This window comes from Photorhabdus hainanensis, assembly GCF_018448965.1.
Classification (GTDB): Bacteria; Pseudomonadota; Gammaproteobacteria; order Enterobacterales; family Enterobacteriaceae; genus Photorhabdus; species Photorhabdus akhurstii.
The window spans coordinates 29844-55336 of record NZ_RCWD01000037.1; the positions used below are offsets into that span (position 1 = coordinate 29844).

Annotated in this window: 22 protein-coding genes, 8 tRNA genes, 4 other RNA genes and 1 pseudogene; 23 read left to right on the plus strand and 12 right to left on the minus strand. The window is 41.7% G+C overall.

Features of this window, described 5'->3' with window-relative positions; translation table 11 throughout:
* Positions 1 to 126: 126 nt before the first annotated feature.
* The 5 genes from crr to cysZ all read right to left on the minus strand — a co-directional run bounded on the left by crr (position 127) and on the right by cysZ (position 5390).
* A complete protein-coding gene (crr, locus tag EAE92_RS18775; protein ID WP_214069188.1) occupies positions 127 to 636 on the minus strand; it encodes a PTS glucose transporter subunit IIA in 510 nt (169 codons plus the stop codon).
* Positions 637 to 684: 48 nt separating this feature from the next.
* Positions 685 to 2412: a phosphoenolpyruvate-protein phosphotransferase PtsI gene (gene ptsI / locus EAE92_RS18780; RefSeq protein WP_214069189.1), complete on the minus strand. Its 1728-nt coding sequence runs from the start codon at positions 2410 to 2412 to the stop codon at positions 685 to 687.
* Between the two features lie 328 nt (positions 2413 to 2740).
* Positions 2741 to 2998, minus strand: a complete 258-nt coding sequence (ptsH, locus tag EAE92_RS18785) for a phosphocarrier protein Hpr (protein ID WP_021323875.1) — start codon at positions 2996 to 2998, stop codon at positions 2741 to 2743.
* 553 nt (positions 2999 to 3551) lie between these two features.
* Positions 3552 to 4505: a cysteine synthase A gene (gene cysK / locus EAE92_RS18790; RefSeq protein WP_046397729.1), complete on the minus strand. Its 954-nt coding sequence runs from the start codon at positions 4503 to 4505 to the stop codon at positions 3552 to 3554.
* A gap of 114 nt (positions 4506 to 4619) precedes the next feature.
* Positions 4620 to 5390 carry a sulfate transporter CysZ gene (gene cysZ / locus EAE92_RS18795; RefSeq protein WP_214069190.1) on the minus strand — a complete coding sequence of 257 codons (771 nt, stop codon included), beginning with the start codon at positions 5388 to 5390 and terminating at the stop codon, positions 4620 to 4622.
* A gap of 220 nt (positions 5391 to 5610) precedes the next feature.
* Between cysZ and zipA the strand changes: the two genes are divergently transcribed.
* The 4 genes from zipA (at position 5611) to EAE92_RS18815 (ending at position 10445) form a co-directional block, all read left to right on the plus strand.
* The gene (gene zipA / locus EAE92_RS18800; RefSeq protein ID WP_214069191.1) at positions 5611 to 6522 is read left to right on the plus strand and encodes a cell division protein ZipA; all 912 of its coding nucleotides are present in this window, start codon (positions 5611 to 5613) and stop codon (positions 6520 to 6522) included.
* Positions 6523 to 6582: 60 nt separating this feature from the next.
* On the plus strand, positions 6583 to 8601 hold the full coding sequence (gene ligA, locus EAE92_RS18805) for an NAD-dependent DNA ligase LigA (protein WP_214069192.1): 2019 nt from the start codon (positions 6583 to 6585) through the stop codon (positions 8599 to 8601).
* A 360-nt stretch (positions 8602 to 8961) separates the two neighbouring features.
* The gene (locus tag EAE92_RS18810) at positions 8962 to 10146 is read left to right on the plus strand and encodes a NupC/NupG family nucleoside CNT transporter (RefSeq protein ID WP_214069193.1); all 1185 of its coding nucleotides are present in this window, start codon (positions 8962 to 8964) and stop codon (positions 10144 to 10146) included.
* Positions 10147 to 10229: 83 nt separating this feature from the next.
* On the plus strand, positions 10230 to 10445 hold the full coding sequence (locus EAE92_RS18815) for a DUF3820 family protein (protein ID WP_214069194.1): 216 nt from the start codon (positions 10230 to 10232) through the stop codon (positions 10443 to 10445).
* Between the two features lie 95 nt (positions 10446 to 10540).
* Here the strand turns inward: EAE92_RS18815 and EAE92_RS18820 are convergent.
* The 3 genes from EAE92_RS18820 to gltX form a co-directional block, all read right to left on the minus strand.
* Positions 10541 to 10616, minus strand: a tRNA-Ala gene (locus EAE92_RS18820).
* Between the two features lie 57 nt (positions 10617 to 10673).
* Positions 10674 to 10749, minus strand: a tRNA-Ala gene (locus EAE92_RS18825).
* A gap of 240 nt (positions 10750 to 10989) precedes the next feature.
* A complete protein-coding gene (gene gltX / locus EAE92_RS18830) occupies positions 10990 to 12408 on the minus strand; it encodes a glutamate--tRNA ligase (RefSeq protein WP_214069195.1) in 1419 nt (472 codons plus the stop codon).
* 270 nt (positions 12409 to 12678) lie between these two features.
* On the opposite strand from gltX, the gene EAE92_RS18835 reads away from it, so the two are divergent.
* The 10 genes from EAE92_RS18835 (at position 12679) to EAE92_RS18880 (ending at position 14096) form a co-directional block, all read left to right on the plus strand.
* Positions 12679 to 12754, plus strand: a tRNA-Val gene (locus EAE92_RS18835).
* A 30-nt stretch (positions 12755 to 12784) separates the two neighbouring features.
* A tRNA-Val gene (locus EAE92_RS18840) sits at positions 12785 to 12860 on the plus strand.
* 43 nt (positions 12861 to 12903) lie between these two features.
* A tRNA-Val gene (locus EAE92_RS18845) sits at positions 12904 to 12979 on the plus strand.
* A gap of 43 nt (positions 12980 to 13022) precedes the next feature.
* Positions 13023 to 13098 (plus strand) — tRNA-Lys (locus EAE92_RS18850).
* A 37-nt stretch (positions 13099 to 13135) separates the two neighbouring features.
* Positions 13136 to 13211, plus strand: a tRNA-Lys gene (locus tag EAE92_RS18855).
* Positions 13212 to 13255: 44 nt separating this feature from the next.
* Positions 13256 to 13388, plus strand: a non-coding RNA gene (locus EAE92_RS18860) — RtT sRNA.
* Positions 13389 to 13432: 44 nt separating this feature from the next.
* Positions 13433 to 13565: non-coding RNA, RtT sRNA (locus EAE92_RS18865), on the plus strand.
* 44 nt (positions 13566 to 13609) lie between these two features.
* Positions 13610 to 13742: non-coding RNA, RtT sRNA (locus EAE92_RS18870), on the plus strand.
* A gap of 44 nt (positions 13743 to 13786) precedes the next feature.
* A non-coding RNA gene (locus tag EAE92_RS18875) (RtT sRNA) lies at positions 13787 to 13919 on the plus strand.
* 37 nt (positions 13920 to 13956) lie between these two features.
* A tRNA-Lys gene (locus EAE92_RS18880) sits at positions 13957 to 14096 on the plus strand.
* Between the two features lie 75 nt (positions 14097 to 14171).
* On the opposite strand, the pseudogene nadS (EAE92_RS24745) reads toward EAE92_RS18880, so the two are convergent.
* The 3 genes and pseudogenes from nadS (EAE92_RS24745) to nadS (EAE92_RS18890) all read right to left on the minus strand — a co-directional run.
* A pseudogene (gene nadS, locus EAE92_RS24745) lies at positions 14172 to 14294 on the minus strand (NadS family protein); the annotation flags it as partial.
* A gap of 45 nt (positions 14295 to 14339) precedes the next feature.
* The gene (locus EAE92_RS18885) at positions 14340 to 15509 is read right to left on the minus strand and encodes an RNA-guided endonuclease InsQ/TnpB family protein (RefSeq protein ID WP_214069196.1); all 1170 of its coding nucleotides are present in this window, start codon (positions 15507 to 15509) and stop codon (positions 14340 to 14342) included.
* A 90-nt stretch (positions 15510 to 15599) separates the two neighbouring features.
* Complete coding sequence (gene nadS / locus EAE92_RS18890; protein ID WP_105395881.1) at positions 15600 to 15827, minus strand: NadS family protein; 228 nt, start codon at positions 15825 to 15827, stop codon at positions 15600 to 15602.
* A 268-nt stretch (positions 15828 to 16095) separates the two neighbouring features.
* On the opposite strand from nadS (EAE92_RS18890), the gene EAE92_RS18895 reads away from it, so the two are divergent.
* The 5 genes from EAE92_RS18895 (at position 16096) to pgm (ending at position 20995) form a co-directional block, all read left to right on the plus strand.
* Positions 16096 to 16398, plus strand: a complete 303-nt coding sequence (locus EAE92_RS18895) for a hypothetical protein (protein ID WP_214069197.1) — start codon at positions 16096 to 16098, stop codon at positions 16396 to 16398.
* A complete protein-coding gene (locus EAE92_RS18900) occupies positions 16395 to 16748 on the plus strand; it encodes a hypothetical protein (RefSeq protein ID WP_065390571.1) in 354 nt (117 codons plus the stop codon). The genes EAE92_RS18895 and EAE92_RS18900 overlap by 4 nt, the downstream gene beginning before the upstream one ends.
* 135 nt (positions 16749 to 16883) lie before the next feature.
* Positions 16884 to 17849: a glucokinase gene (gene glk / locus EAE92_RS18905; protein ID WP_214069198.1), complete on the plus strand. Its 966-nt coding sequence runs from the start codon at positions 16884 to 16886 to the stop codon at positions 17847 to 17849.
* Positions 17850 to 18770: 921 nt separating this feature from the next.
* Entirely contained in the window at positions 18771 to 19295 is a 525-nt protein-coding gene (gene seqA, locus EAE92_RS18910) for a replication initiation negative regulator SeqA (protein WP_036782502.1), read from the plus strand.
* A 59-nt stretch (positions 19296 to 19354) separates the two neighbouring features.
* Positions 19355 to 20995 (plus strand): phosphoglucomutase (alpha-D-glucose-1,6-bisphosphate-dependent), encoded by a 1641-nt coding sequence (gene pgm, locus EAE92_RS18915; RefSeq protein ID WP_214069199.1) that lies wholly within the window; start codon positions 19355 to 19357, stop codon positions 20993 to 20995.
* A 60-nt stretch (positions 20996 to 21055) separates the two neighbouring features.
* On the opposite strand, the gene EAE92_RS18920 is transcribed toward pgm, so the two are convergent.
* The gene (locus EAE92_RS18920) at positions 21056 to 21484 is read right to left on the minus strand and encodes an EamA family transporter (RefSeq protein WP_214069203.1); all 429 of its coding nucleotides are present in this window, start codon (positions 21482 to 21484) and stop codon (positions 21056 to 21058) included.
* Positions 21485 to 22116: 632 nt separating this feature from the next.
* Here EAE92_RS18920 and EAE92_RS18925 point away from each other — a divergent pair.
* From EAE92_RS18925 to EAE92_RS18940, 4 genes are all read left to right on the plus strand, one after another.
* Positions 22117 to 23289 (plus strand): MFS transporter, encoded by a 1173-nt coding sequence (locus EAE92_RS18925; protein WP_281422791.1) that lies wholly within the window; start codon positions 22117 to 22119, stop codon positions 23287 to 23289.
* Positions 23255 to 23650: a ParB N-terminal domain-containing protein gene (locus tag EAE92_RS18930; protein WP_214069200.1), complete on the plus strand. Its 396-nt coding sequence runs from the start codon at positions 23255 to 23257 to the stop codon at positions 23648 to 23650. The genes EAE92_RS18925 and EAE92_RS18930 overlap by 35 nt, the downstream gene beginning before the upstream one ends.
* On the plus strand, positions 23643 to 24839 hold the full coding sequence (locus EAE92_RS18935; RefSeq protein ID WP_214069201.1) for a hypothetical protein: 1197 nt from the start codon (positions 23643 to 23645) through the stop codon (positions 24837 to 24839). Before EAE92_RS18930 ends, EAE92_RS18935 begins: the two co-directional genes overlap by 8 nt.
* 113 nt (positions 24840 to 24952) lie before the next feature.
* On the plus strand, positions 24953 to 25387 hold the full coding sequence (locus EAE92_RS18940; protein ID WP_214069202.1) for a phosphocholine cytidylyltransferase family protein: 435 nt from the start codon (positions 24953 to 24955) through the stop codon (positions 25385 to 25387).
* Positions 25388 to 25493: the final 106 nt, after the last annotated feature.

The following is a 25493-nucleotide window of genomic DNA, read 5'->3' on the forward strand; positions in this document are numbered from 1 at the left end:
AAGCTCTGCTCACATTAGCCAATTTTCACTGGAAAATGAGGTAAATCGAAGATAAAAGATAAAAAAACAGCCGTGATTGTCGGCCGTTTTTTAAGATGAAAGTGGTATTGTAACAGTTAAGTGTCGCTACTTTTTAATCCGCATAATGGGGGTTTCACCAACAGTGACAGAACCGCTCAACTTGGATAACTCTTTAATCTCATCCATGTTGGAAATAACAACAGGCGTCAGGGTGGATTTTGCTTTTTCTTCAAGGAGTTTAAGATCGAACTCCAAAACTAAATCACCTTTTTGTACACGCTGACCTTCTTCAGCAATACGCTTAAAGCCTTCGCCTTTGAGTTCAACCGTATCAATACCAAAATGGACAAATAGCTCAATACCGCTGTCCGATTCGATAGAAAATGCATGGTTGGTTTCAAATATTTTCCCGATTGTTCCATCAACTGGCGCGACTATTTTATTGCCGGCGGGTTTTATAGCGATACCGTCGCCCACAATTTTCTCGGCGAAAACAACATCTGGAACATCTTCAATATTGACAATCTCACCAGATAAAGGTGCGATAATTTCAATAGTGCCGCTGTTTTTTTTATCATCTGAAACTAGAGATTTCAGTTTATCAAACAGACCCATGAATCTTCTCCTAATTGTTTATACTGGACCGCGTTTTAACCGATATTGTTAGCAAAGTGTTTTTTCTTTGATGAAGGTATCAACCAATTCTATCAACCCCTGAGCGGTAGACTGAGACAAGGCTTGTTCAGCTAGCGCTTTTGCATCTTCGTAACGCGTATTACGAATGATTTTCTTGATGCGGGGAATAGAAATCGCACTCATACTAAACTCATCCAGCCCCATGCCTAATAGCAACAATGTAGCACGTTCATCGCCTGCAAGCTCGCCACACATCCCCGTCCATTTACCTTCAGCGTGTGAAGCATCGATGGTTTGCTTAATCAGGCTCAATACTGCTGGTAGCATCGGGTTATAAAGATGAGAAATCAACTCGTTACCGCGGTCTACAGCAAGAGTATACTGAGTTAGATCGTTTGTCCCAATACTGAAAAAGTCAACTTCTTTTGCCAGGTGATGAGCAATAACTGCGGAAGCTGGTGTTTCTACCATCACTCCCACTTCGATCGCTTCATCGAATTTTTTACCTTCTTCGCGAAGTTGACCTTTCAGCAATTCAAGTTCTGCTTTCAGTTCCTGTACTTCTTCTACAGAAATAATCATTGGAAACATAATACGTAGCTTACCGAAAGCAGATGCACGTAAGATAGCACGTAACTGAGAATGTAAGATCTCTTTTCGATCAAGGCAAATACGAATTGCACGCCAACCAAGGAATGGATTCTCTTCTTTCGGTAGATTCATATAGGGCAGATTTTTATCACCACCGATATCCATCGTACGTATAATAACCGCCTGACTGCCCATTGCTTCGGCGACAGCTTTATAAGCTTGGAATTGTTCTTCTTCTGTTGGCAGCGAATCACGATCCATAAACAGAAATTCTGTACGGTATAAACCGACGCCTTCGGCGCCATTGCGTTCAGCGCCAATCACATCACGGACGGTACCGATATTGGCACAGACTTCAACTTGATGACCATCGAGAGTCATCGCCGGGAGATCTTTCAACTTTGCAAGTTCAGTTTTTTCCGCCAGATATTCGTTCTTGGTCTTTTTTAGCTGTTCAATTTCCGCATCAGATGGATTGATATGAATGTGATTATTTACCGCATCCAGAATTAGATAATCGCCGTTCTGGATTGTCGTCGTCGCTTGGGTGGTACCCACGATCGCTGGCAGTTCAAGAGAGCGGGCCATGATTGACGTATGGGAAGTTCGGCCACCTAAATTGGTAATAAAGCCGAGTACTTTTTCCAGATTGAGTTGTGCGGTTTCCGATGGAGTCAGGTCGTTGGCAACCAGAATGACTTCCTCTGAAATTGAGCCAAGATCAACAATGGGCATACCCAGAATGTTTTTCAATAAGCGTTTACCGATATCACGCACGTCTGTGGCACGTTCTTTCAGGTATTCATCATCCAATTCTTCAAGGGCTTGGGCCTGAGTTTCAATAACGGAATAGACTGCGGCATCCGCAGTTTTGAAATCGTTTTTGATTAACGAAATAATTTCTTGCTCAAGTTCTTCATCTTCCAATAGCATGATATGTCCTTCGAAGATTTCAGCTTTTTCTTCTCCGAGGTTTTTTGCGGCTATATTCTTGATGATTTCTAGCTGGGATGAAGCTTTTTCACGGCCTTGCTTGAAATGGAAAACTTCTTGTTCGACTTGTTCTTGACTGATTTTTTTCTGATTGACAATAATTGGGTCTTCTTTCAGTAATAGCGCTTTACCGAAAGCGATGCCTGGTGATACTAATATGCCTGAAATCATGATGTTACCTAACTACTAATAATTATTCTTTAAAGAGCCAGCCCGCAGATGGTTTGCTGTTTTAGGACATGCATTTAAACTGACATCCCCAGATAAAAGTTTATCCGGGGATGAGGAACGGCTAAGTGAATACCTGTTTATACCCGTCATCTTTCAAGTTGCCTCTTTGTTGGCTGCACTCGCTCACCCCGGTCACATAGTTTGCTATGCTCCCAGGGATTCACTCCCTGGCCGTCGCGATGCATCTTGAAATCCATAGGGTATATTCACAATCTCTGGATCTTGACTGGCTTAGTGGTCAACGGAAAATTAAGTGGTCAACGGAAAATTATTCCAGTTCCGCCATCAACTTAACCAGATGCTCGATTGCTTTTTGCTCATCTTCGCCTTCAGCAGAAATGGTCACTACCGTGCCTTGAGTGAGTCCCAAAGTTTGTAGCTTAAACAGGCTTTTGGCACTGGCGGTTTTACCACCGGAAGTCAGTGTAATGTCGGAGGAGAAACTTTTGGCTTCTTTAACAAACTGTGCCGCGGGACGGGTGTGTAGGCCATTTGGCGCAGTAATAGTGACTTCTTGCTGGAACATAACGTTTCCTCAATAACTTAGATTTTTGCTATGTAAGTTAAGAACTTGTAATGGACAAATTTTAACTTGAGTGTTTATTCATTGCCTATCCCATGTAAGACGATTTTATTTACCTAAAGAGCGAACTGAGTAATGTTCTGGCAAAAGCGCTAAATGGCCCCTGAACGCTCTTTAGTACGACCCATAACTTCCGGGCCATATTGTGCTGTCTGTATTTACTTTTACTGGTAAGAATAAACAGCACTAACGACGTCTACTGAGATAGACTCTCAGGTTGATAATGTAATAAAAATTTTTATTCATTATCAAAAAAATTGTTCTTTCCGATGCTTCTGATTGATAGTTTGAAGTAAAGATAGATCGTGGAACTACTTAACTGAAACTACTACTCCTGTTAATTAATTTCGAGCATCGAAATAATTATTATTGGTTAAATACTAGACCCATTGTAAGAAATCATCTGGCAAAGTGAAAAAGTTTGATCTACCACACAGAAAAAGCACCATTTAGGTGCTTTTTTATCAATAAATCTAAGTAACTTACTTAAAAACTTTTATTCATCAGATAAGTCAGTAAACAGTGGACTGCTTAAATAGCGTTCACCTGATGAAGCCAGAATGACGACAATATTTTTGTCTTTATACTCCGGTTCTTGAGAAAGTTTTACCGCTGCCGCAACGGCGGCACCAGAGGAAATACCTACCAGAATGCCCTCTTTCACCATGATTTCACGTGCGGTTTTAATCGCTTCCTCGCTACTGATTTTGAAAACGCGATCAACCAGTTTCAAATCAAGGTTATCTGGAATAAAACCCGCGCCAATACCTTGAATCTTATGGGGACCCGGTTTCACTTCTTCACCGGCCAGAGTCTGGCTGATGACGGGTGATTCTTCGGGTTCTACGGCAACCGCGGTGACATTTTTACCTTTGGTATTTTTCAGGTAACGGGTAACGCCTGTTAGTGTACCGCCGGTCCCTACACCGGAAACAAATGCATCCACTTCACCGTCTGTATCTTCCCAGATTTCCGGGCCTGTAGTTTTTTCATGGATTTCCGGGTTGGCCGGATTACTGAACTGTTGCAGGATAATGTAGCGGTCAGGATCGCTAGCTTTAATCTCGTTAGCTTTCTCAATGGCGCCTTTCATACCTTTAGCGCCTTCCGTCAGTATCAACTGAGCACCCAATGCTTTCAAGAGCTTGCGGCGTTCAATACTCATGGTTTCTGGCATTGTCAGCGTTAATTTATAGTCCCGAGCGGCGGCGACATACGCAAGCGCTATTCCAGTGTTGCCACTGGTGGGTTCTATTAATTCTTGTCCCGGTTTTAGGATACCGCGTTTTTCTGCATCCCAAATCATGTTGGAACCAATGCGACATTTTACACTAAAACTTGGGTTACGGGATTCTACTTTTGCCAGAATACGCCCATTGCCAAAGTGTTTTAGGCGAATTAACGGGGTACGACCAATAGTCAAAGAATTATCTTCGTAAATTTTACTCATACTCGTCTTTCAACTCCCTTTAGTGATATCCGGTCAACAATACGCCAACAACCGGTTAATGGAAATATAACTTAAATATATTTTTATTGTCTAAAAGAATAACTTAAATGAATATCATGGCATAATACGAAGGGCATGTTGATCTCGGTGGCGATCAACCCACATTGCCGTCGCCGCGCATACGGCAATAGGCATAATCACCAAATTGACAATGGGTATCATGGTTAAAATACTCACTGTTGCGCCAAATTGCAGATTAATTATTTTGTTTTGGCGAAGAGCGCTACGCATTGTTGGAAAACTGACTTTGTGGTTATCAAAGGGATAATCACAATACTGAATCGATAGCATCCAGGCACTGAAAATAAACCAGAGCACGGGTGCGACAGTCTGCCCGATAACAGGAATAAAATAGAGTAACAATAAGACCAGAGCGCGTGGAATATAGTAGCACAGCTTGGTTAATTCCCGTTTTAGGATACGTGGAACATCTTTGAAGAGTGTTAAAACGCCGGTATCCGGTGCGGGGATTCCTGTTAAATCCGCTTCCAGTTTCTCTGCTAGCAGACCATTGAATGGCGCTGCGATAAAATTCGCTATTGTGCTGAAGAAGTAAGTAAAAATCAGCAAAACAGAGAGCACGGCCATCGGCCATAAAATATAACTGAGCCATTGCATCCAATCCGGTACTTTGCTCACTATCCAAGGGATCCAGTTCTCCAGTTTCTGATAGAGCCACCAAAATGAACCGCCGAGAAACAAAATATTTGCCAACAAAGGCAATAGGACAAATCTTTTAATGCCTGGGCGAGTAATTAATTTGCAACCTTGCACCAAATACTGAAAGCCGCTCAAATTTTTTGGCGATTTTGTCAAATTCAGCATACTTCCTATTCTCTCCTGTGTGATTGAAACGTTATCATATAGGCAGGATTTTCGACTGACTAGTATTGTTCTGTATAAAAAGAACGCAAAAGGGGCTTATTAGGCATCTTTCTGATAAGAAAAGTGTGTATAAGCTTGCACTTGTGTTATTTGACAAATACAGTTAATACAGAAAATATTCCGCCGTGGTGGCATACTTAATTAAACAACAGAGATAGCAATGATGCAGGATTTGCGTCTGATATTAATCATTGTTGGTGCGATAGCAATAATAGCTTTGCTGTTACATGGGTTGTGGACCAGCCGTAAAGAGCGTTCTTCGCTTTTTCGTGATCGCCCAGTCAAACGTCATAAACATGATCGTCAGAACAGTTTCGTCGATGACAGTGACGATGAAGCGTTCGGCAATCAGCGAAAGCCTTATGCCCATAAACAGGTGAAATCTCATCAGGAGTATAAAGCTGAGCCAGCTATCGAGCGCCGTCAGCAAAAGTTGACTGAAATTGATGCTGCAACGCTTGAAGAAAGCGATGATCCGTTGCTGACGGGTCATCAGCCTGAGACGACAGCGAGAAAAGCAGTCATAGAAGAGCAGGAACCCCAACTCGGTCTGTTTGAATTCGAAGAGCGGAACGAGCCTGAAAAAAACAGATCTGCGATTGAAGAAAAGTCTCAGGAGGCGGTTGGCGAACAAGAAACTCAGACCAAAGTGAAAGAAATTGTTTTGGTTCTTCACGTGGCGGCACACCACGGCCAGGAATTGAATGGTGAACCCTTGTTGCAAAGTATTCTGCAATCTGGCTTCCAGTTTGGGGAAATGCAGATTTTTCACCGTCACGTGAACCCATCAGGTAGTGGCCCGGTACTGTTTAGTTTGGCGAATATGGTGAAACCGGGTTCATTTAATCCTGAAACAATGGCTGATTTTACAACTCCGGGGATTTCCATGTTTATGGTAGTCCCTTCTTACGGAGAATCTAATCAGAATTTTAAACTGATGTTACAGGCAGCTCAGCGTATTGCCTCTGATGTTGGGGGCGTGGTGCTTGATGATGAGCGAAAAATGCTGACACCGCAAAAAATCGAATTGTATAAAGCGCGTATTCGCAGCACACTTGGTGTTCAGGTATAATCAATTATCGAATGTTCAAGCCTCCGCTAGCCGGGGGCTTTTTATCGCTGGTTATAAATCATGAAATCAACGGCTCAACAAATAGAAAAGCTCAGAACAACACTGCGTCATCATGAATATCTGTATCACGTCATGGATGCGCCAGAGATCCCTGATGCGGAATATGATCGGTTAATGCAGGAATTGAAGGATCTTGAAGAACAATACCCTGAGTTGGTTACATCGGATTCACCAACACAGCGGGTTGGGGCTGCTCCTCTGACGGCTTTTGAACAAGTTCGCCATGAAATTCCGATGTTGTCACTGGATAACGTATTTGATGAAGAGAGTTATCTGGCGTTTGATAAGCGGGTGCGTGACCGCCTGAAAGAGACTCAGGATTTAGTTGTGTGCTGTGAGCTGAAACTGGATGGTTTAGCGGTCAGCCTGTTGTATGAACATGGTGAGTTGGTACGGGCTGCAACCCGCGGTGATGGTACAACCGGGGAAAATATTACATCAAATATACGGACTATCTGTGCAATTCCCCTGCGTCTATTCGGCGAAAATATTCCAGCGCGTATTGAAATTCGCGGTGAAGTTTTCATGCCGCAAAAAGGGTTTGAGAAACTGAATGAGGAGGCGCGTCGCACGGGGGCAAAAGTATTTGCTAACCCACGTAATGCGGCGGCTGGCTCGTTGCGTCAGCTCGATCCCCGTATTACGGCTAAACGCCCATTGGCTTTCTTCTGTTATGGTGTTGGCGTATTGGAGGGGGGAGAATTACCAGCTAGTCACTACGAGCGATTGATACAGTTTAAGAAATGGGGATTGCCGGTCAGCGATAAAGTTAAAGTTTGTACCGATAGTCAACAGGTTATTGATTTTTATCATGATATCGTAAACCAGCGTTCCGCATTGGGGTTTGATATCGATGGTGTCGTTGTCAAAGTTAATTCGCTGGAATTACAGGAAACATTAGGCTTTGTCGCTCGTGCGCCACGTTGGGCAACGGCGTTCAAGTTTCCCGCTCAAGAGCAAATGACAATTGTTCGTGATGTTGAGTTTCAGGTTGGTCGTACTGGTGCGATCACACCGGTAGCACGTCTGGAGCCAGTATTGGTCTCTGGTGTGACTGTCAGTAATGCAACATTGCACAATGCGGATGAGATTGAACGTTTAGGTTTGCGGATTGGCGATACGGTTATTATCCGTCGTGCTGGTGATGTAATTCCACAAGTTGTCGGTGTTTTGGAAGTGAGAAGGCCGCAGGACAGTAATGAAGTTATTTTCCCTGAACATTGCCCGGTATGTGGGGCAGATATTGAAAGGATTGAAGGGGAGGCTGTAGCGCGTTGTACCGGGGGATTGGTGTGTGGCGCTCAGCGTAAAGAGGCGCTTAGGCATTTTGTTTCCCGTCGAGCTATGGATGTTGACGGCATGGGAGAAAAGATTATCGATCAGCTAGTGGATAAAGAGTATGTCGAAACTCCGGCTGATCTTTTCAGACTGACGGCAGGCAAGTTGACTGGGCTTGATCGTATGGGGCCGAAATCTGCCCAGAATGTGGTGGACGCGTTGGAAAAAGCGAAAAAAACCACCTTTGCCCGTTTCCTTTATGCGTTGGGTATCCGTGAAGTTGGGGAAGCGACCGCTGCTAATTTGGCTGCCCACTTTGGCGAACTGGATAAGTTACGTTCCGCTGATGAGGAAGCATTGAAAGAGGTTCAAGATGTTGGCGAAGTGGTGGCAAAACATGTTGTTAACTTCTTCAATGAACCCCATAACCAAACAGTCATTAACGATCTGATTGATAATATCGGTATCAACTGGGAACCGGTCGTTGTAACGAAAGCTGAGAAAACTGACAGCCCATTTTCGGGTAAAACAGTTGTGCTTACAGGGTCATTGCATCAGTTATCCAGGGATGAAGCCAAAACTAAACTTGTTGCACTTGGGGCAAAAGTGACGGGCAGCGTTTCTAAGAAAACAGATTTGGTGATTGCGGGTGAAGCTGCCGGTTCAAAATTAGCTAAAGCTAATGAGTTGAATATTCCGGTTATTGATGAAGAAGAAATGATCCGTTTATTGGGTGAATAACTTTTTGTTTACATACTGATTATTGAGAGTTTTTCTCAATAATCAGTCATACGCGATAAGATGTTTTTAAAGCTTATCTTATACGATTCAGCTAAAAATGTGATCAGACACATTAAGTAAAGATTTACAGTAAGAATTATTTCAGTCTAATGTAATGTCTATACCCTATGGATTTCAAGTTGCATCGCGACGGCAAGGGAGTGAATCCCCGGGAGCATGGATAACTATGTGACCGGGGTGAGCGAATGCAGCCAACAAAGAGGCGACTTGAAAGATAACGGGTATATCCTTATTTGATCGCCTTTTATTGCATAGAATGCGTTGATAAAAACTCGCTTTCTATCGTGTTTGGAGTGTGATATGTCTCAGATCCTGCATTTCTTTTTAGCTTTGATTGCCATTGGCGGCCTCGCTATTTTGGCGAGTAGCGACCGTAAAAGTATTCGTCCTCGCTATGTTATTCAATTGCTTGTTATTGAGCTTATCTTGGCTTGGTTTTTCCTGAATTCTGGTGTTGGTCAGGAATTTGTCATGAGATTTGCCGGCTTGTTTGAGCATTTACTGAAATATGCGGGTGAAGGGACTGAATTCATTTTTGGCGGCATGATGGATGCAAAACTGGCATTCTTCTTTTTGAATGTATTATGTCCGATTATCTTTATTTCTGCGCTGATTGGTATTTTGCAGCATATCAAACTATTGCCAATCATCATCCAGGTTATTGGTACTCTACTGTCTAAAGTCAACGGTATGGGTAAACTGGAATCATTTAATGCGGTCAGTTCGCTGATACTTGGGCAGTCTGAAAACTTTATTGCTTATAAAGACGTACTGGGAAAAATGTCTGAGCGTCGCATGTACACGATGGCTGCGACTGCAATGTCAACGGTTTCTATGTCGATCGTTGGGGCTTACATGCAAATTTTAGCGCCTAAATATGTTGTAGCGGCATTGGTGCTTAATATGTTCAGTACCTTTATCATTCTATCGCTGATTAATCCATATGCTGTTGACAGTGAAGAAGATATTCAAATGAGCAACCTTCATGAAGGTCAAAGTTTTTTCGAAATGCTAGGTGAATATATTTTGGCGGGTTTCAAAGTGGCCCTCATTGTTGCTGCTATGTTGATTGGTTTCATTGCCCTGATTGCGGCTATTAATGCTTTGTTCAGTATGGTGTTTGAGAAGAGTTTTCAGGAAATACTCGGCTACGTGTTTTATCCATTTGCTTGGGTGATTGGAATTCCCACAGATGAAGCATTACGGGTTGGTAGTGTTATGGCAACCAAATTGGTTGCTAACGAATTTGTGGCAATGCACAGCTTACAATCCATTGCGACAGAGCTTTCTCCTCGTTCACAGGGTATTTTGTCGGTATTCTTGGTTTCTTTTGCTAACTTCTCTTCTATTGGGATTGTGGCCGGTGCGATTAAAGGTTTGAATGAGAAACAGGGTAATGTCGTTTCTCGATTTGGTTTGAAACTACTATTTGGTTCAACGCTTGTCAGCTTCTTATCTGCGGCTATTGCAGGTTTGGTACTGTAAAAAATGATGTTTTATCGTGGAATATTGCATCATGGATGATGCAGATTCCCTTTTGCATATTCCTCCTTATAGACGTGCAAATTATGGAAAAAGAGAACCTGATAGAAATTGCTAATACTGCAATGCCGTTCGGTAAATACAAAGGGCGTATGCTCATTGACTTACCGGAAGAGTATTTATTGTGGTTTGCCCGGAAAGGGGGATTCCCACAAGGTAAATTGGGGGCGCTGATGGAGATGACTTTAGCAATAAAACTAGAGGGACTAGATTCGTTGGTGAAACCATTGAAAAAAGGCTAGCCAAAGTTGACGTTTGTTTTTTAATCGATGATGGTGGTTAGATATGGTAACAACCAAAAGGCACTGAAAGCATGGCTTTCAGTGCCTGATAATTTTGGTGGAGCTAAGCGGGATCGAACCGCTGACCTCTTGCATGCCATGCAAGCGCTCTCCCAGCTGAGCTATAGCCCCACGAGCGTGGTATTTCCTAATTTTAGTACCAAATACCTTATCTCAATATAAAGGATTTGGTGGAGCTAAGCGGGATCGAACCGCTGACCTCTTGCATGCCATGCAAGCGCTCTCCCAGCTGAGCTATAGCCCCAATCAAAATTAATGGAACGGGGCGCATAATATGAAACCCTGCAAATACTGTCAACGGCTAACTTATCATTCTCACAACAAGCGTTGAAAAAGCCATCAATTTTATGATCACAAAGACTGAGCAATGGGTTGAAGAGAAATAGAAGGTGTTTGGGAAAGTGGTAAAAAGGCAGCAATTAAATGAGATTTTTTGAAAACAGAAAGGCATCACCTGCGATAAGTGATGCCTTTGATGCATTAATTAAGATTGAGTTTCGCGTTGAGTAATGAACTCCAGCGCTTGATTAATACGGGATAAAGTGCGGGTTTGCCCGATAGCATGAATAGTGACATCCACACCTGGGGATTGACCTGCACCGGTAGCCGCAACCCGCAATGGCATACCGATTTTACCCATACCGACTTCCAGCTCATCAGCGGTGGATTGAATGGCATGATGAACATTTTCTGGCGTCCAGTCAGTAATTGAAGCCAGCTTCGCACGGACAACTTCAAGAGGTTGACGGGCGACTGGGCGTAAATGTTTCTTCGCTGCATCGGCATCAAATTCAGCAAAATCTTCATAGAAGTAGCGGCAAGATTCGGCCATCTCTTTCAGCGTCTTACAACGTTCGCCCAGTAATTTAATCAGATCAACCAACTGTGGACCATTACGGGTATCAATACCTTGTTGCTCCATGTGCCATGCCAGATAAACGGCAACTTTCTCTGGAGGCAGGGTATTAATATAGTGATGGTTCAGCCATTGCAATTTTTCTGTATTGAAAGCGCTGGCGGATTTATTGATAGCATCCAGGCTGAATAGCTCAGTCATTTCTTCAATGCTAAAAATTTCTTGATCACCATGCGACCAACCCAAACGAACCAAATAATTCAGTAAAGCTTCTGGCAGATAACCATCATCGCGGTATTGCATCACGCTCACTGCACCGTGACGTTTGGACAGCTTTTTACCGTCATCACCGAGGATCATCGAAACGTGCGCATATTCTGGCACGGGAGCGCCGAGTGCTTTCAGAATATTAATTTGACGAGGTGTATTATTGATATGGTCTTCACCGCGGATGACATGAGTGATCTCCATATCCCAGTCATCGATAACAACGCAGAAATTATACGTTGGTGAGCCATCGGTACGGCGGATAATCAGATCATCAAGTTCCTGATTGTTGAACTCAATGGGGCCGCGGATACGATCATTAAAAACAACAGAACCTTCCTGTGGATTGCGGAAACGGACAACATGGGGCTGATCTGGGTTATGTTGACATGAATTATCACGGCAACGGCCGTCATAACGAGGTTTCTCGCCATTTGCCATTTGAGTTTCGCGCAATGCTTCCAGATGCTCTTTAGAACAATAGCAGCGATAGGCGCTTCCTTGCTCCAGCATTTGATCGATCGCCTGATTATAGCGATCAAAACGTTTCGTCTGATAATAAGGGCCTTCATCCCAATTCAGATTTAACCAGTTCATACCGTCCATAATGGCATTAATAGCTTCCTGAGTTGAGCGTTCAAGGTCAGTATCTTCGATACGCAATACAAATTCGCCTTTGTTATGGCGGCTATATAACCAGGAATACAGTGCGGTACGAGCACCGCCAACATGGAGATAGCCGGTTGGGCTTGGTGCGAAACGGGTTTTGATTTTACTCATTGGGGATTGCCTTAATTACGTTTCACTTTTCAATGAACGTTATCGGTGATTTAAGTAATAAAAGAGGGGGGCTATTTTATCACTGCACCTTAATTCCTCAATGCTGTTAACGGGGAGTTGTTGAGAAAAGTCAGTGTATTTGTCTAAACTGTACCCTATAGTGACGATAATTATCTCACCCTTGTTTAATTTTGAGACGAACGATATTTTTCTCTAGAAAAAGCGTTGACTCATTCTGAACTATCCCTATAATGCGACCCCATCACGACGGGGCGATTAGCTCAGTTGGTAGAGCATCTCCCTTACAAGGAGGGGGTCATCAGTTCGAATCTGGTATCGCCCACCATCTCGTTGTGATAAAAAAGATTTTATGATTGGGCGATTAGCTCAGTTGGTAGAGCATCTCCCTTACAAGGAGGGGGTCATCAGTTCGAATCTGGTATCGCCCACCAATCATAAATTCAGTGGTATAGAAGCAGCAATAGTTATTGAAGTGGGCGATTAGCTCAGTTGGTAGAGCATCTCCCTTACAAGGAGGGGGTCATCAGTTCGAATCTGGTATCGCCCACCACTTCATTAAGATTATTTCAGGCGATATCACATCTATTTGGTATGGGTCGTTAGCTCAGTCGGTAGAGCAGTTGACTTTTAATCAATTGGTCGCAGGTTCGAATCCTGCACGACCCACCATTCCAAAAGACGCAATTAGAGTAGTTTTCCTATAGATGGGTCGTTAGCTCAGTCGGTAGAGCAGTTGACTTTTAATCAATTGGTCGCAGGTTCGAATCCTGCACGACCCACCATCTCAAAAGACGCAATTAGAATAGTTTTCCTACAGTCAGGTTGTTAGCTCAGTCGGTAGAGCAGTTGACTTTTAATCAATTGGTCACAGGTTCGAGCCGAGCGAAGCGAGACAACAGCGCGTGAGCGCTGGCCCGAAGGGCGAGGCCGCAGGCCGAGTCATCCTGTACGACCCACCATCTCAAAAGACACAATCAGAATAGTTTTCCTACAGTCAGGTTGTTAGCTCAGTCGGTAGAGCAGTTGACTTTTAATCAATGGGTCGCAGGTTCGAGCCGAGCGAAGCGAGACAACAGCGCGTGAGCGCTGGCCCGAAGGGCGAGGCCGCAGGCCGAGTCATCCTGCACGACCCACCATCTCAAAAGACGCAATTAGAATAATTTTCCTACAGTCAGGTTGTTAGCTCAGTCGGTAGAACAGTTGACTTTTAATCAATGGGTCGCAGGTTCGAGCCGAGCGAAGCGAGACAACAGCGCGTGAGCGCTGGCCCGCAGGGCGAGGCCGTAGGCCGAGTCATCCTGCACGACCCACCATCTCAAAAGACACAATCAGAATAGTTTTCCTACAGTCAGGTTGTTAGCTCAGTCGGTAGAGCCGTTGACTTTTAATCAATGGGTCGCAGGTTCGAGCCGAGCGAAGCGAGACAACAGCGCTTAAGCGCTGGCCCGAAGGGCGAGGCCGTAGGCCGAGTCATCCTGCACGACCCACCATTCCAAAAGACGCAATTAGAGTAGTTTTCCTACAGATGGGTCGTTAGCTCAGTAGGTAGAGCAGTTGACTTTTAATCAATGGGTCACAGGTTCGAGCCGAGCGAAGCGAGACAACAGCGCGTGAGCGCAGGCCCGAAGGGCGAGGCAGTAGGCCGAGTCATCCTGCACGACCCACCATCTCAAAAGACGCAATTAGAATAATTTTCCTACAGTCAGGTTGTTAGTTCAGTCGGTAGAGCAGTTGACTTTTAATCAATGCGTCTCCAGGGCCTTATAGAAATTAGGGTTTTCTTGGATGATAGCTAACACCTTTGCCGCTAGTCCTGTCGGATTTCGACGCTTCTGCTCCCAGCTTTTAATTGTATCAAGGCTGGTGCGTGACTGCTCCCCGCCGTAAAAAACGGCGAGGCTTCCCACTTCTCAGGCCGCCACCGTCTTTATGACGGATTGACGCTGGCCTCCGTGGGCAGAAACGACGAGTCCCGCCGCCTGTAATTCTGTTATGCCCTTGCGCTGGATGTTGATCGCCGCATTGATATCGCGGTCATGTTCGACTCGGCAGAAAGGGCATTGCCAGATCCGCTTATTTAGCGGCATTTCCGGCATTTTGTGACCGCAGCAATGGCAGGTTTTCGAGCTGGCGAACCACTGATCCAGTTTGACCAGATGAACGCCCGCCGCTGCGGCTTTGTATTCCAGTTTCTTGATGAAGCCATGCCAGCCCGCATCCCCGATAGCGCGGGCAAGGTGGTGATTCTTCATCATGTTAGCCGATTTCAGCGTCTCAACAATGACCGCTTGGTTTTTGTCAACCATTGTTCGAGAGAGTTTGTGTTGAAAATCAGCGCGGGCATGGGCTACCCGTTCGTGGACTGCCGCCAGACGTAAGCGGGCCTTGCCGCGGTTAGCGCTGCCCTGTTGTTTGCGGGAGAACGATTTCTGCTTACGACGCAGGTTACGGGCGGCGTTGATAAGGTGACGCGGGTTATTGACCTTCTCCCCGGTCGACTCGATAAGATAGTGGGACAAACCCATATCACACCCGGTCACGCGGGTGATAACGCCCGGCTTTTCTGGTGCCTCCCCGCCATCGTCACACAGGATAGCGGCGAAATATTTTCCCGTGGTGGTGCGAGAGAGCGTAATGCTCTTCACTTTCCCGTCAATTTTTCTGTGTATACGGGCCTTTATCGGTGACAATTTCGGGATCTTCACTGCGCCCTCCAGCATTTTCACTCCAACACAGTGATAGCTGGATTGTCTGCCCTGTTTGCGTTTGAACGTGGGAAATTGGGTGCGCAACTTCGGATTGAAAAAATTATCAAACGCAGTATGCAGATTGATCACCGCCTGCTGTAACGCGATAGAATCATATGCCCTGAGCCAGGCATACTTGCGGGATTGCTTCGCGACCGCCAGTAACGGTTTGAGGTCTTTGCGTGGATTTAAATTCACGCCGTGACGTTTGTAGGCATGCTTTTTGATGTGCAGCGCCTTGTTGTACGCAAAACGGACCGCCCCGAACTGGCCGTTAAGATACTCTGCCTGTTCGGGTGTGGGGTAGAGGCGGACTTTGGTCGCTCTTAACATATTCAGCGCTCATTGAAAAAAAGTGCATTCATTTTAGCCTGTTTTACCGGCAGATATCCATTCAGTCAGGAGACGTCGGAGTCGCCAGCCCTAAAGCCCTCTGGGCTTTTCGCCTGATATCTCCGCCCGCACTGGGCAAGGGTTTACGGCGGTTTTTGCTAAAGCCTCCTCCATCTCTGCCTGTGAAATGTTAAGTTGAGCACGGATAGCTTTAACGTCGGCAACTTCGTATCGGGTTACACGCGCTGCGGCTTTATTACCTTGTTTAATTTCAACTGCTTCTTCTAGGGATGCTTTCAATTCGTCAAGAAAACTCATGTTACACCTCATCTTTTAGTAATTTTATTACCACAGCTAGATTCTCGTGTACTGTATTTGTGCTGTGAAATTGCAGAATAGCATCAATATTCTTAGCATGAGCTTCATCATTATGTGTATATACAAATCTCACGTTCAAATAATATATCTTATCTATTAGTGATACAAAATCCATTGATATTTTGTGAGTCATTTTGAGTTGTTTAGATCTGTCTAGCGGAGTATTCTGTATATACAGATTAACCATGAGTTAAAAACGCCGAAGCACATGAAGCTCTTGATATCATCAAACATCAGATTGAAATTAACAGGTAAAAACCCGCCTGTTAATGAAGAGGATATACTCCAGTGTTTTTCTAATCGGGTTGGGCGTTTTCTTGAGGATACAAGGGAAGATAACAGAACTGATCCTCCTACTAAATGGTTTATATCCGAAACTGATTATGGTGTTAAGTTAAAGATAGTCTTTATCTATTACCCTGAAAAAGGGGTTGCTATAAGGACAGCTTATGCACCTAACGAAGATGAATTGAGAATTTACCGAAAATACGGCGTAGGAACAGAGAAATGAGTAAGCAAACTGATAAGCGAGCAAATAACCTGATAGCTTCCACTGATGAAGCATGGGAGAACGGCGAGCTTGGTTGTAGTGAAGCTCACGTTAAAGTATCTGATGATGTAACAGAAGATCTGATTAACGAAGCGCTGGAGTTACAGCCCATTTCAATCAGATTAAATCGGTCTCTGATTGAAGACTTGAAAATGATAGCAGACCTTAATGGCTTGGGTTATCAGCCATTAATTAGACAAGTTTTAAATCGTTTTGCCAATAGTGAGAAAAAACGGGTACTTGCCGAAGCTCACAGCAAAGCAATGAAAAGTGAAAAAAGAAAATCCAATAAACGTCATAAGGTTGCTTAACCATATAGTCTTAGCAGCATAGTATATAAATGCAAAAAACCAACTGGTGAGGTTGGTTTAACGATCTATACCAATAATGCCAGATGGGATAAGCTTTACCTAATTGTTGTACTGGCAAATTATTAGGATATAAAAATGAATCTCTACGGACTTGTTGCTGATATTGGCGGTACTAATGCCAGATTAGCACTTTGCAATTTGGAAAATGGTGCTATTGAGCGGATCGAAACGTATAGCGCAAAACAACACATCGGATTAGAGTCTATTATCAATCACTATTTGGCGGAGCAAAAAACAGTAGTGACTTATGCATGTATCGCTATTGCTTGCCCGATAAATGGTGATTGGGTAGAAATGACCAATCACCAATGGGCATTTTCGATTAGTGAGCTGAAACAGACGCTTGGGCTAGAAAAATTAGATGTGATCAATGACTTCACGGCTGTATCTATGGCTATTCCAATGCTGACAGAAGAACATAAGGTTCAATTAGGCGGAGGAGAAGCGGTTAAAGACAAACCGATAGCGGTTTACGGGGCGGGAACTGGCCTTGGTGTGGCTCATTTGATCAAGGTAGACAAGCAATGGGTAAGTTTGCCTGGTGAAGGTGGTCATGTAGATTTTGCTGCGAATAGTGAAGAACAAGATGCAATATTGGCTGTTTTACGGCGTAAATTTGGGCACGTTTCGGTAGAAAGAATCTTGTCCGGTAGTGGGTTGGTAAACCTTTATCAGGCCATTGCCATTTTGGATCATTGTCAGCCGGAAGATTTAGAACCAGAAACCGTAACGCAACGAGCATTGGATGAAAGTTGTCAATATTGCCATCGTGCCTTGACACTATTTTGTGAAATTATGGGGCGATTTGGCGGAAATTTGGCGTTAAATATGGGGACTTTTGGTGGTGTGTATATCGCCGGGGGTATAGTGCCGCGATTCCTTGCGTTCTTTAAGCAATCGAACTTTCTTCATGGATTTGAAGATAAAGGTCGCTTTAAACCGTTAATACAACAGATTCCTGTTTATTTGATTACTCATCCACAACCAGGATTATTAGGCTCAGGTACCTATTTACGGCAACAACTTTCACTTATTGACTAAATTATAAGGTCAGATATATATTCAAAAATTAATGATTTTATATATCTGACTGGAATTTTTTAAAATATCAACATTGCAACTTAATATTAATATTGAAAGCTATGCGAATCTATTTTTATGACTTTATTTATATGAAATATTGGTTTGATAATATTGTTATTGGTTTATAGGAATAAATTTAAATAATATTTACTATGATTTGTGTAATTAATGTTTAAAATTATCCTATCTATAATTCACATTGAAAACAGGATATGGAATTTTAGTTTAAAATCTTAATCCTATAAAATTGAATAATAATGACATTGCCAATTTTTTCATATAATTTATATGGTTAGGTAGATTCACATAATAAGTGGTAAATATTATATGTAAATAAAAATCGTGTAATTTACTAAAATGTATTTCATGTCAAGATTTAATGGCGATAGACATACATCTTCATGAATTCAAACTGTTTTACCGTCTATAATCAATTTTCCCCTTCGCTGCTTAATTTCTCTTGATTAAATTTATTGTCAGCAATGTTGCAACCAGGTTTTATCATTGTCTGGGTGTAATATCAGAATAAATTATCATATGATTATCAACGTTTAAATAGGCGGTATTAAAAGATTGATATGACACTTCACAATGAATAAATAGCTCTTGTGACATTTTTTACTATCATCATAAAAACTTTTTGCAATATAGCGACAATTTATTCTCCTGCTTGTGGGAAGTCTTTAACATGATAATGAGATTTATATTCACAATATTTATGTAACTGATTGATTTATTTTAAATGAAAAGTGGATATTTTATTATGCTGTTTTTCATGTTTAAATACTTTTAAGTTATTGAAATTTTAATTGTTTTGTTTTCTCTTTTTATACTTTATAATCTGTCGAAATTTTTTATTTAGAACAGTACTGGATAGAAATGAAAACGATAGAAGTTGATGAAGACCTTTACCGCTATATTGCCAGCCACACACAACATATTGGTGAAAGTGCATCTGATATTTTACGGCGAATGTTGAAATTTAACGCCGAACAGCCAGTACAAAATGCACAGCCTATCAGTGCCGTGGAGAAAGCGCCGGTAGCCCGCCAGCGTGATTCTGTCCGTGTGATGCGTGAATTGTTACTTTCAGATGACTATTCTGATAAGAAAAAATCTGTTGAGCGTTTTATGTTGATCTTATCTACATTATATAGCTTGAACAGCGAAAGTTTTTCCCAGACGACTGATGCTATGCATGGTCGTACCCGTGTTTATTTTGCTGGTGATCAACAGACATTACTCGCCAGTGGTAAACAAACTAAACCTCGTCACATTCCGGGTACACCTTTTTGGGTGATTACTAACACCAATACTGACCGTAAGCGTAATATGGTTGAGCAAATTATGCAGGATATGAAATTCTCAGCCAATTTTATCGATAAGGTATGTGGCACGATTTAACTGATTAAGGCTGTGCTGACGCAAAGTGCAGCGCAGCTCTTGTCCAGGGGAGATTTAAAGTGGTAAATCATCCGCGTGCGGGACAGATTGCCCGCCAAAGTGATCTGATAAATGTAGCGCAGCTTACATCACAGTATTACACCTTACATCCTCAGCCGGAGAACTCTGAGCATAAGGTTAAATTTGGTACATCCGGTCATCGTGGCAGTTCTCAGCGTCACAGTTTTAATGAGGCGCATATTCTGGCAATTACTCAGGCTATTGCAGAAGTTCGCAAGCAACGGGGAATCAATGGCCCTTGTTATGTGGGTAAAGATACCCATGCTTTATCAGAATCGGCATTTATTTCCGTATTGGAAGTCTTGACGGCTAACCGCGTCAATGTGATTGTGCAGGAAAACAATGGATTTACGCCAACACCTGCGATTTCTCATGCCATCCTCTGTTATAACCGGTTGGGGAAAGCGTTGGCTGACGGGATTGTGATTACTCCTTCCCATAATCCGCCAGAAGACGGAGGGATTAAATATAATCCACCTGATGGCGGCCCGGCAGATGCGGATTTGACAGCAATTATAGAACGTCGTGCTAATGAGTTGCTTGCAGAAGGCCTGAAAGGCATTAAACGCTTGCCATTTGTTCAGGTATTAAACAGCGAATATTTGCATCAGCAGGATTTAGTTGAGCCGTATGTTAGCGCGTTGGGCGATGTGGTTGATATGGCTGCTATCCAACAGGCCGGGCTGAAAATCGGTATTGATCCTTTGGGAGGTTCTGGCATTGCGTTTTGGCAGCGTATTGGTGAGCGCTACAATTTAGATTTGACATTGGTTAACGATCAAGTCGATCAGACATTCCGTTTTATGCACTTGGATCATGATGGCGTCATTCGTATGGATTGCTCGTCCCCTTGGGCAATGACGGGTTTGTTAGCCATGCGCGATAAGTTTGACTTGGCCTTTGCAAACGATCCTGATTATGACCGCCACGGTATTGTCACTCCCGCCGGTTTGATGAATCCGAACCACTATTTGGCAACCGCGATAAATTACCTGTTCCGCCATCGTCCGCAATGGTCAGAAAGTGTTGCGATAGGTAAGACATTGGTATCCAGCGCAATGATTGATCGGGTTGTCGCTGATCTTGGTCGTAAATTGGTGGAAGTACCCGTAGGTTTTAAATGGTTTGTTGACGGTCTATATAAAGGTGAGTTGGGCTTTGGCGGAGAGGAGAGCGCAGGGGCTTCTTTCCTGCGTTTTGATGGTACGCCGTGGTCTACAGATAAAGATGGGATTATCTTGTGTTTACTGGCGGCGGAGATGACCGCGGTAACGGGGGAAAATCCGCAGCAGCATTACAATAAGTTGGCAGCCCGTTTCGGTACGCCAAGTTATAGCCGTATTCAGGCGCCGGCAACTTATCAGCAGAAGGCATTATTAGCCAAGTTATCGCCAGAAATGGTGAAAGCGGATAAGCTTGCTGGTGATCCAATCACAGCCCGGTTGACAAAAGCTTCTGGTAACGGAGCGTCAATAGGCGGCTTAAAAGTGATAACAGAAAACGGCTGGTTTGCCGCTCGCCCATCGGGAACAGAAGAAGCCTACAAAATTTATTGTGAAAGTCTCCTTGGCCCTGAGCACCGGCAGAAAATTGAGCAGGAAGCTCTGGATATTGTTAACCAGGTTTTTGCCGCCGGTTGATTTTTGTCCGATTAAAAAGAATCCGCAATGGTGAAATGGCTTTTGCGGATTTTTTATTTTTCAGCCCAAGGCAACCATTAATGCACCGGCAGTGATCAGTGCAACACCACCTGCGGCCATAAATGATATCTTTTCACCAAATAAGATAACGGCCAAGATAACAGCAAACACGACACTGAGTTTATCAATCGGGGCAACCTGAGAAACATTGCCGTTTCTGATTGCCAGAAAGTAGAACAGCCATGACAATGCCCCCGCCACACCGCTTAAAACGATAAAAAGCAACGCCTTGCGATTTGCCAGTACTTCACTGACCAGATTTAATTTTCCCTGCACCACAACGACGCCGACAAGAAACAGCGCCATAATGACTGCGCGTATTGCTGTTGCTGTATTGGCATCAAGATTTTGCAAACCGATTTTCCCGAAGATAGCGACCAAAGCGGCAGTAAGCGCTGATAATAAGGCATAGATAAGCCAGGTGCCCATCGCGAGTAATCCTTCATAGTTAGTATCAAATGAGTTGAGATGATAAGACAGTTCTCTTGGTTTGAATATACCATTACTCTCATTAAGGAAATTAAAGAATAAACTCATTACTAATCCCAATTTTAGTTATTGAATATTTTGGGCCTGTGAAATAGTTTCCAGTTTTAATCTCAGATGGCTTCATATAAATCTATAAATAATAATTATCCCCACCAGAGTTTAGCTATTAAACTAAAATACAATTTTATTTATCTATTTCACTTTGAATATAATATTACAGTTTATTTTAGGGTTAGATTAAGCTGAGTTTTTCAGTTAATTGATTACTATTTGAATAGATAAAGATTGAACTGAAAGGTATCTATCTGAGATTAAAGGCCCTTTTTACCTGCGTTTTTGCCTGTTAAAGTGCAAAGTACTTATGTCATTATGTTGCTTACTAACATCACCAGCATTTGATCTACGTTTAACATGTAACAAAAGTGTCATATTTCGTTTGCAATTAACATCTGTTTTGATAATATATTAATAATAAATCATATATCATTGGATTTGCTTTATCGTACAGATCATCCTAGTACTTTTCTCTACATAATTATACATCCATACCGGCATGTATATGGGGTCTATTTCTGGGGACTTTTGTAACAAGATCAACATCAATGATGGTATGGCCTTTTATATCCATCATATTATATACAAAGTTTCATTTTACTGCATCGATGATTGGATTAGTTCTCTCTTTATCCATTGCGATTTCATCAATATTAAGTTTTTATGCAGGTTACTTCTCTGATAAAGTCGGCCGGGCTAAGATAATTATCATTGGATGTCTTATATCTTCATTGGCATATTTAATATTATGGTTGTCTGAACATCAGTCTGGTTTTATTATTGGCACTTTATTAGCGAATATTTCTTGGGCGCTGGTGAATAATCCTATAAAAGCCGTTATCGGTGATATTATTGAGGAAAAGCAGGTAAGAGAGAATGCCATGTACTTAAGGTATTTATTTCTAAATGCGGGAGCGGTAGTCGGGCCTTATTTAGGAATAAAATTAAGCCTGGATATTAATTCTATTTCTTTTTTGATTGTTTCGGTATCCTATGTGATTTTTATGATCCCTGTTTATCTATTTGGCAAGAAAATAAAAATCAACTTAACAAATAATGAAGACTTTAAAGGAACGATCAAGGTTTTATTGAATGACCGTGTGTTTTTAATGTTGGTTATCAATAATATTCTCATGATGTTTATTTTTGGCCATTTTGATTCAACTTTGCCACAGTTAATTACCTCATTAGGGTTTAATGGGTATGCTGAGTTTATTGCTTCGCTTATTATGTTACATGCGATAACTATTGTCGTTATGCAGTTACCGTTTTCCATGTTAACGCAAAAAATGGCGTTGGAAATGAAAATAAATATAGGGTCTGTATTACTCATTTTATCTGAATTTATGTTCTTTATTTCATTCAAGTATTATGATGTTTATTTATTGTGGTATATGGCTGCTTTTACCATGAGTATCAGTCAAACTATTTTGTTTCCATGTGTGAATGTTTTTATCGATCGTTTGGCGCCAAATGATTTACGTGGCGCATATTTTGGTGCAGCGTCACTTTATAGTATTGGTTTTTCTATATCGCCGTTGGTTGGTGGTGCTATTATTCAATTATTTGATGGTGGAGTGTTATTTCAATTATTAGCGATATTAAGTGTGTTGATGTTGGTAGTTTTCTATCGGATGTTTAAACTAAGGGATAAACATGAAATTAATATTAGAAGAAGTCTCAAATCTTAGACCAACTGAATTACATTGCCCTGATCGTGTCGAGCAGTTAATCGAAAAAGTTAAATTTGAAGGTTTTTGGACTCAACCAATCTGGATTGATGAAGCAACGAATGTGGTTATTGATGGTCATCATCGGCTTGAATTAGCTAAAACACTAAAATTAAGTTGCATTCCTTGTCTGGCATTTGATTATGAGAAGGAACTATTGGTTTATTCCCGCAATGAGAATAAGACAATTAATCATAGTGATGTTATTAAGGCGGGTTTGGATGGGCAACCGCTTGGTTATAAACAGACTCGTCATGAGTTTGCCGGAAATGTTATTGAAACACAAATTTCGTTAAAAATGTTAGGGTTTGTCAATGAATAAGCAGTTTTATGATGTGGTAATGTGTGGTGCGGGGCCTGCAAATATTTCATTAATCCCGGATTTATTAAAAGATGAAGCCATAAAAAATTGTCTGATTTTAGAAAAAACAGAGATGGTGGGTTCTGGTTCATTAAAGAAATATAAAATTACCGCGAACTCTTTAGGTAGTGTATTTTTAGAGAAATTTGATGGTTGTGATGATGAACTTAGTCAATATATAAGATCAACACCAGAATGGGAACATTTTAGTGCCAATAGAGATAAGCCAGTTGAATTGAGGTTTGTCGGTCAATATTTGGAGAGAATTGCACGTTTTATTCAGGAAAATAAATATGGTGATCGGTTTGATATTCTGACTGATGCGGAAGTGAAAAAGATTAAGCAGAATGAAGATGGTCACTATGATATAACTTATCATAAAAATAATGAAGATTATATTGTATCAGCGAGAAAAGTACTGTTTAATATAGGTGGGAATTCAAACGAATCCAGGTTATTGCATAATAACAACAATATTACCTCAGGTGATTTCATTAAAGGTTTTTATGATGAGGTTATAAATAAAGGTGATGTAAAAAGTATATCAATATTAGGTTCGTCACATAGTTCTGTTTCTTGTTTAATTCGGCTGATAGAGCAATTAAAATTTACCGGTAAGATAAATGTTCTGGTTAATAAAGATTTTAAATTGTTCTTTGATTCACCTGCAAGTGCAGAATCTTACGGTTATGCTTTCACTCAGGAAGATATCTGTCCTTTAAGTGGGCGGGTTAACCGATATTCAGGTTTGAGATATGATTCTTTTGTATTTGCTCAAGAACTTAAAGAAAGAAGACATAAAAATATTTCTATTTTAAATATCTCAGAAATATCGAGTGACGAAGTTATGAAACGTATTAATTGTGATGATTTATTGATTCACTGTACGGGATATCACTCAAAACTTGTTGAAATTATTGATAAAAATAATATTACCCTTGAATTTAAAAGTGATAAATATGGTTTGTTGATCAACGAAAAATTAAATCCTGTATTAACGTCAGGTGAAACGCTCAATAATTTTCATACATTTGGTCTGGGGTCTGGCGTAAAGACGGGTGGTGAAAATGGTGGTGAGGCAAGTTTCCACGGAAGAATTGATGGGGTTTGGGTATATCAGCATGTTATATATGACCTCGTATTTAATTAATATTTAATTCAATATCAATTTTATATCATTATTAACGGACTATATTTTAGGTTAATTATTATTTAAGAATAAAATAACCTTTTAACATCAATTTAAAATAATTTATTAAGACTATGAATAAAAAAACAGCAATCCTTCTCTGTGCCGGAAGAGGCAGCCGGTTATCTACCAGAACATCAAATAAACCAAAACCTTTGGTAGAAACAAATCAAACATCATTTATCGATAATGCGCTGAAAAATATCGAAGCTGTCGGTATTAAGAAAGTGATTATTGTGGTGGGTTATAAGAGCGATGTTTTAATGTCTCATATTAAACAAAAGACATATAATCTGGATATTGAATTTGTTAATAGTGAAAAGTGGGAATCAACCAATAATATCTATTCTTTATATCTTGCTAGGAATTGGATTAAGCAAGATACGCTGATCCTTGAAGGGGATATCTTCTTCACAAAGAAATGTTTGGAAACAGTGATGTTAAAAGAGGGAGATCTCAATGTCCTTGTTTCTCCTCTTAGTGGTAATAGAGGGTGTCGCAAAAGTTAACCCTTATCAGCTAATATCAGTTAAGCTCTGGGTTAATATTCCAAACGAGACCTTCTATGACTCAATTCCTACGGCAACTGACACCTTCCGTTCATACCGGGCGTCA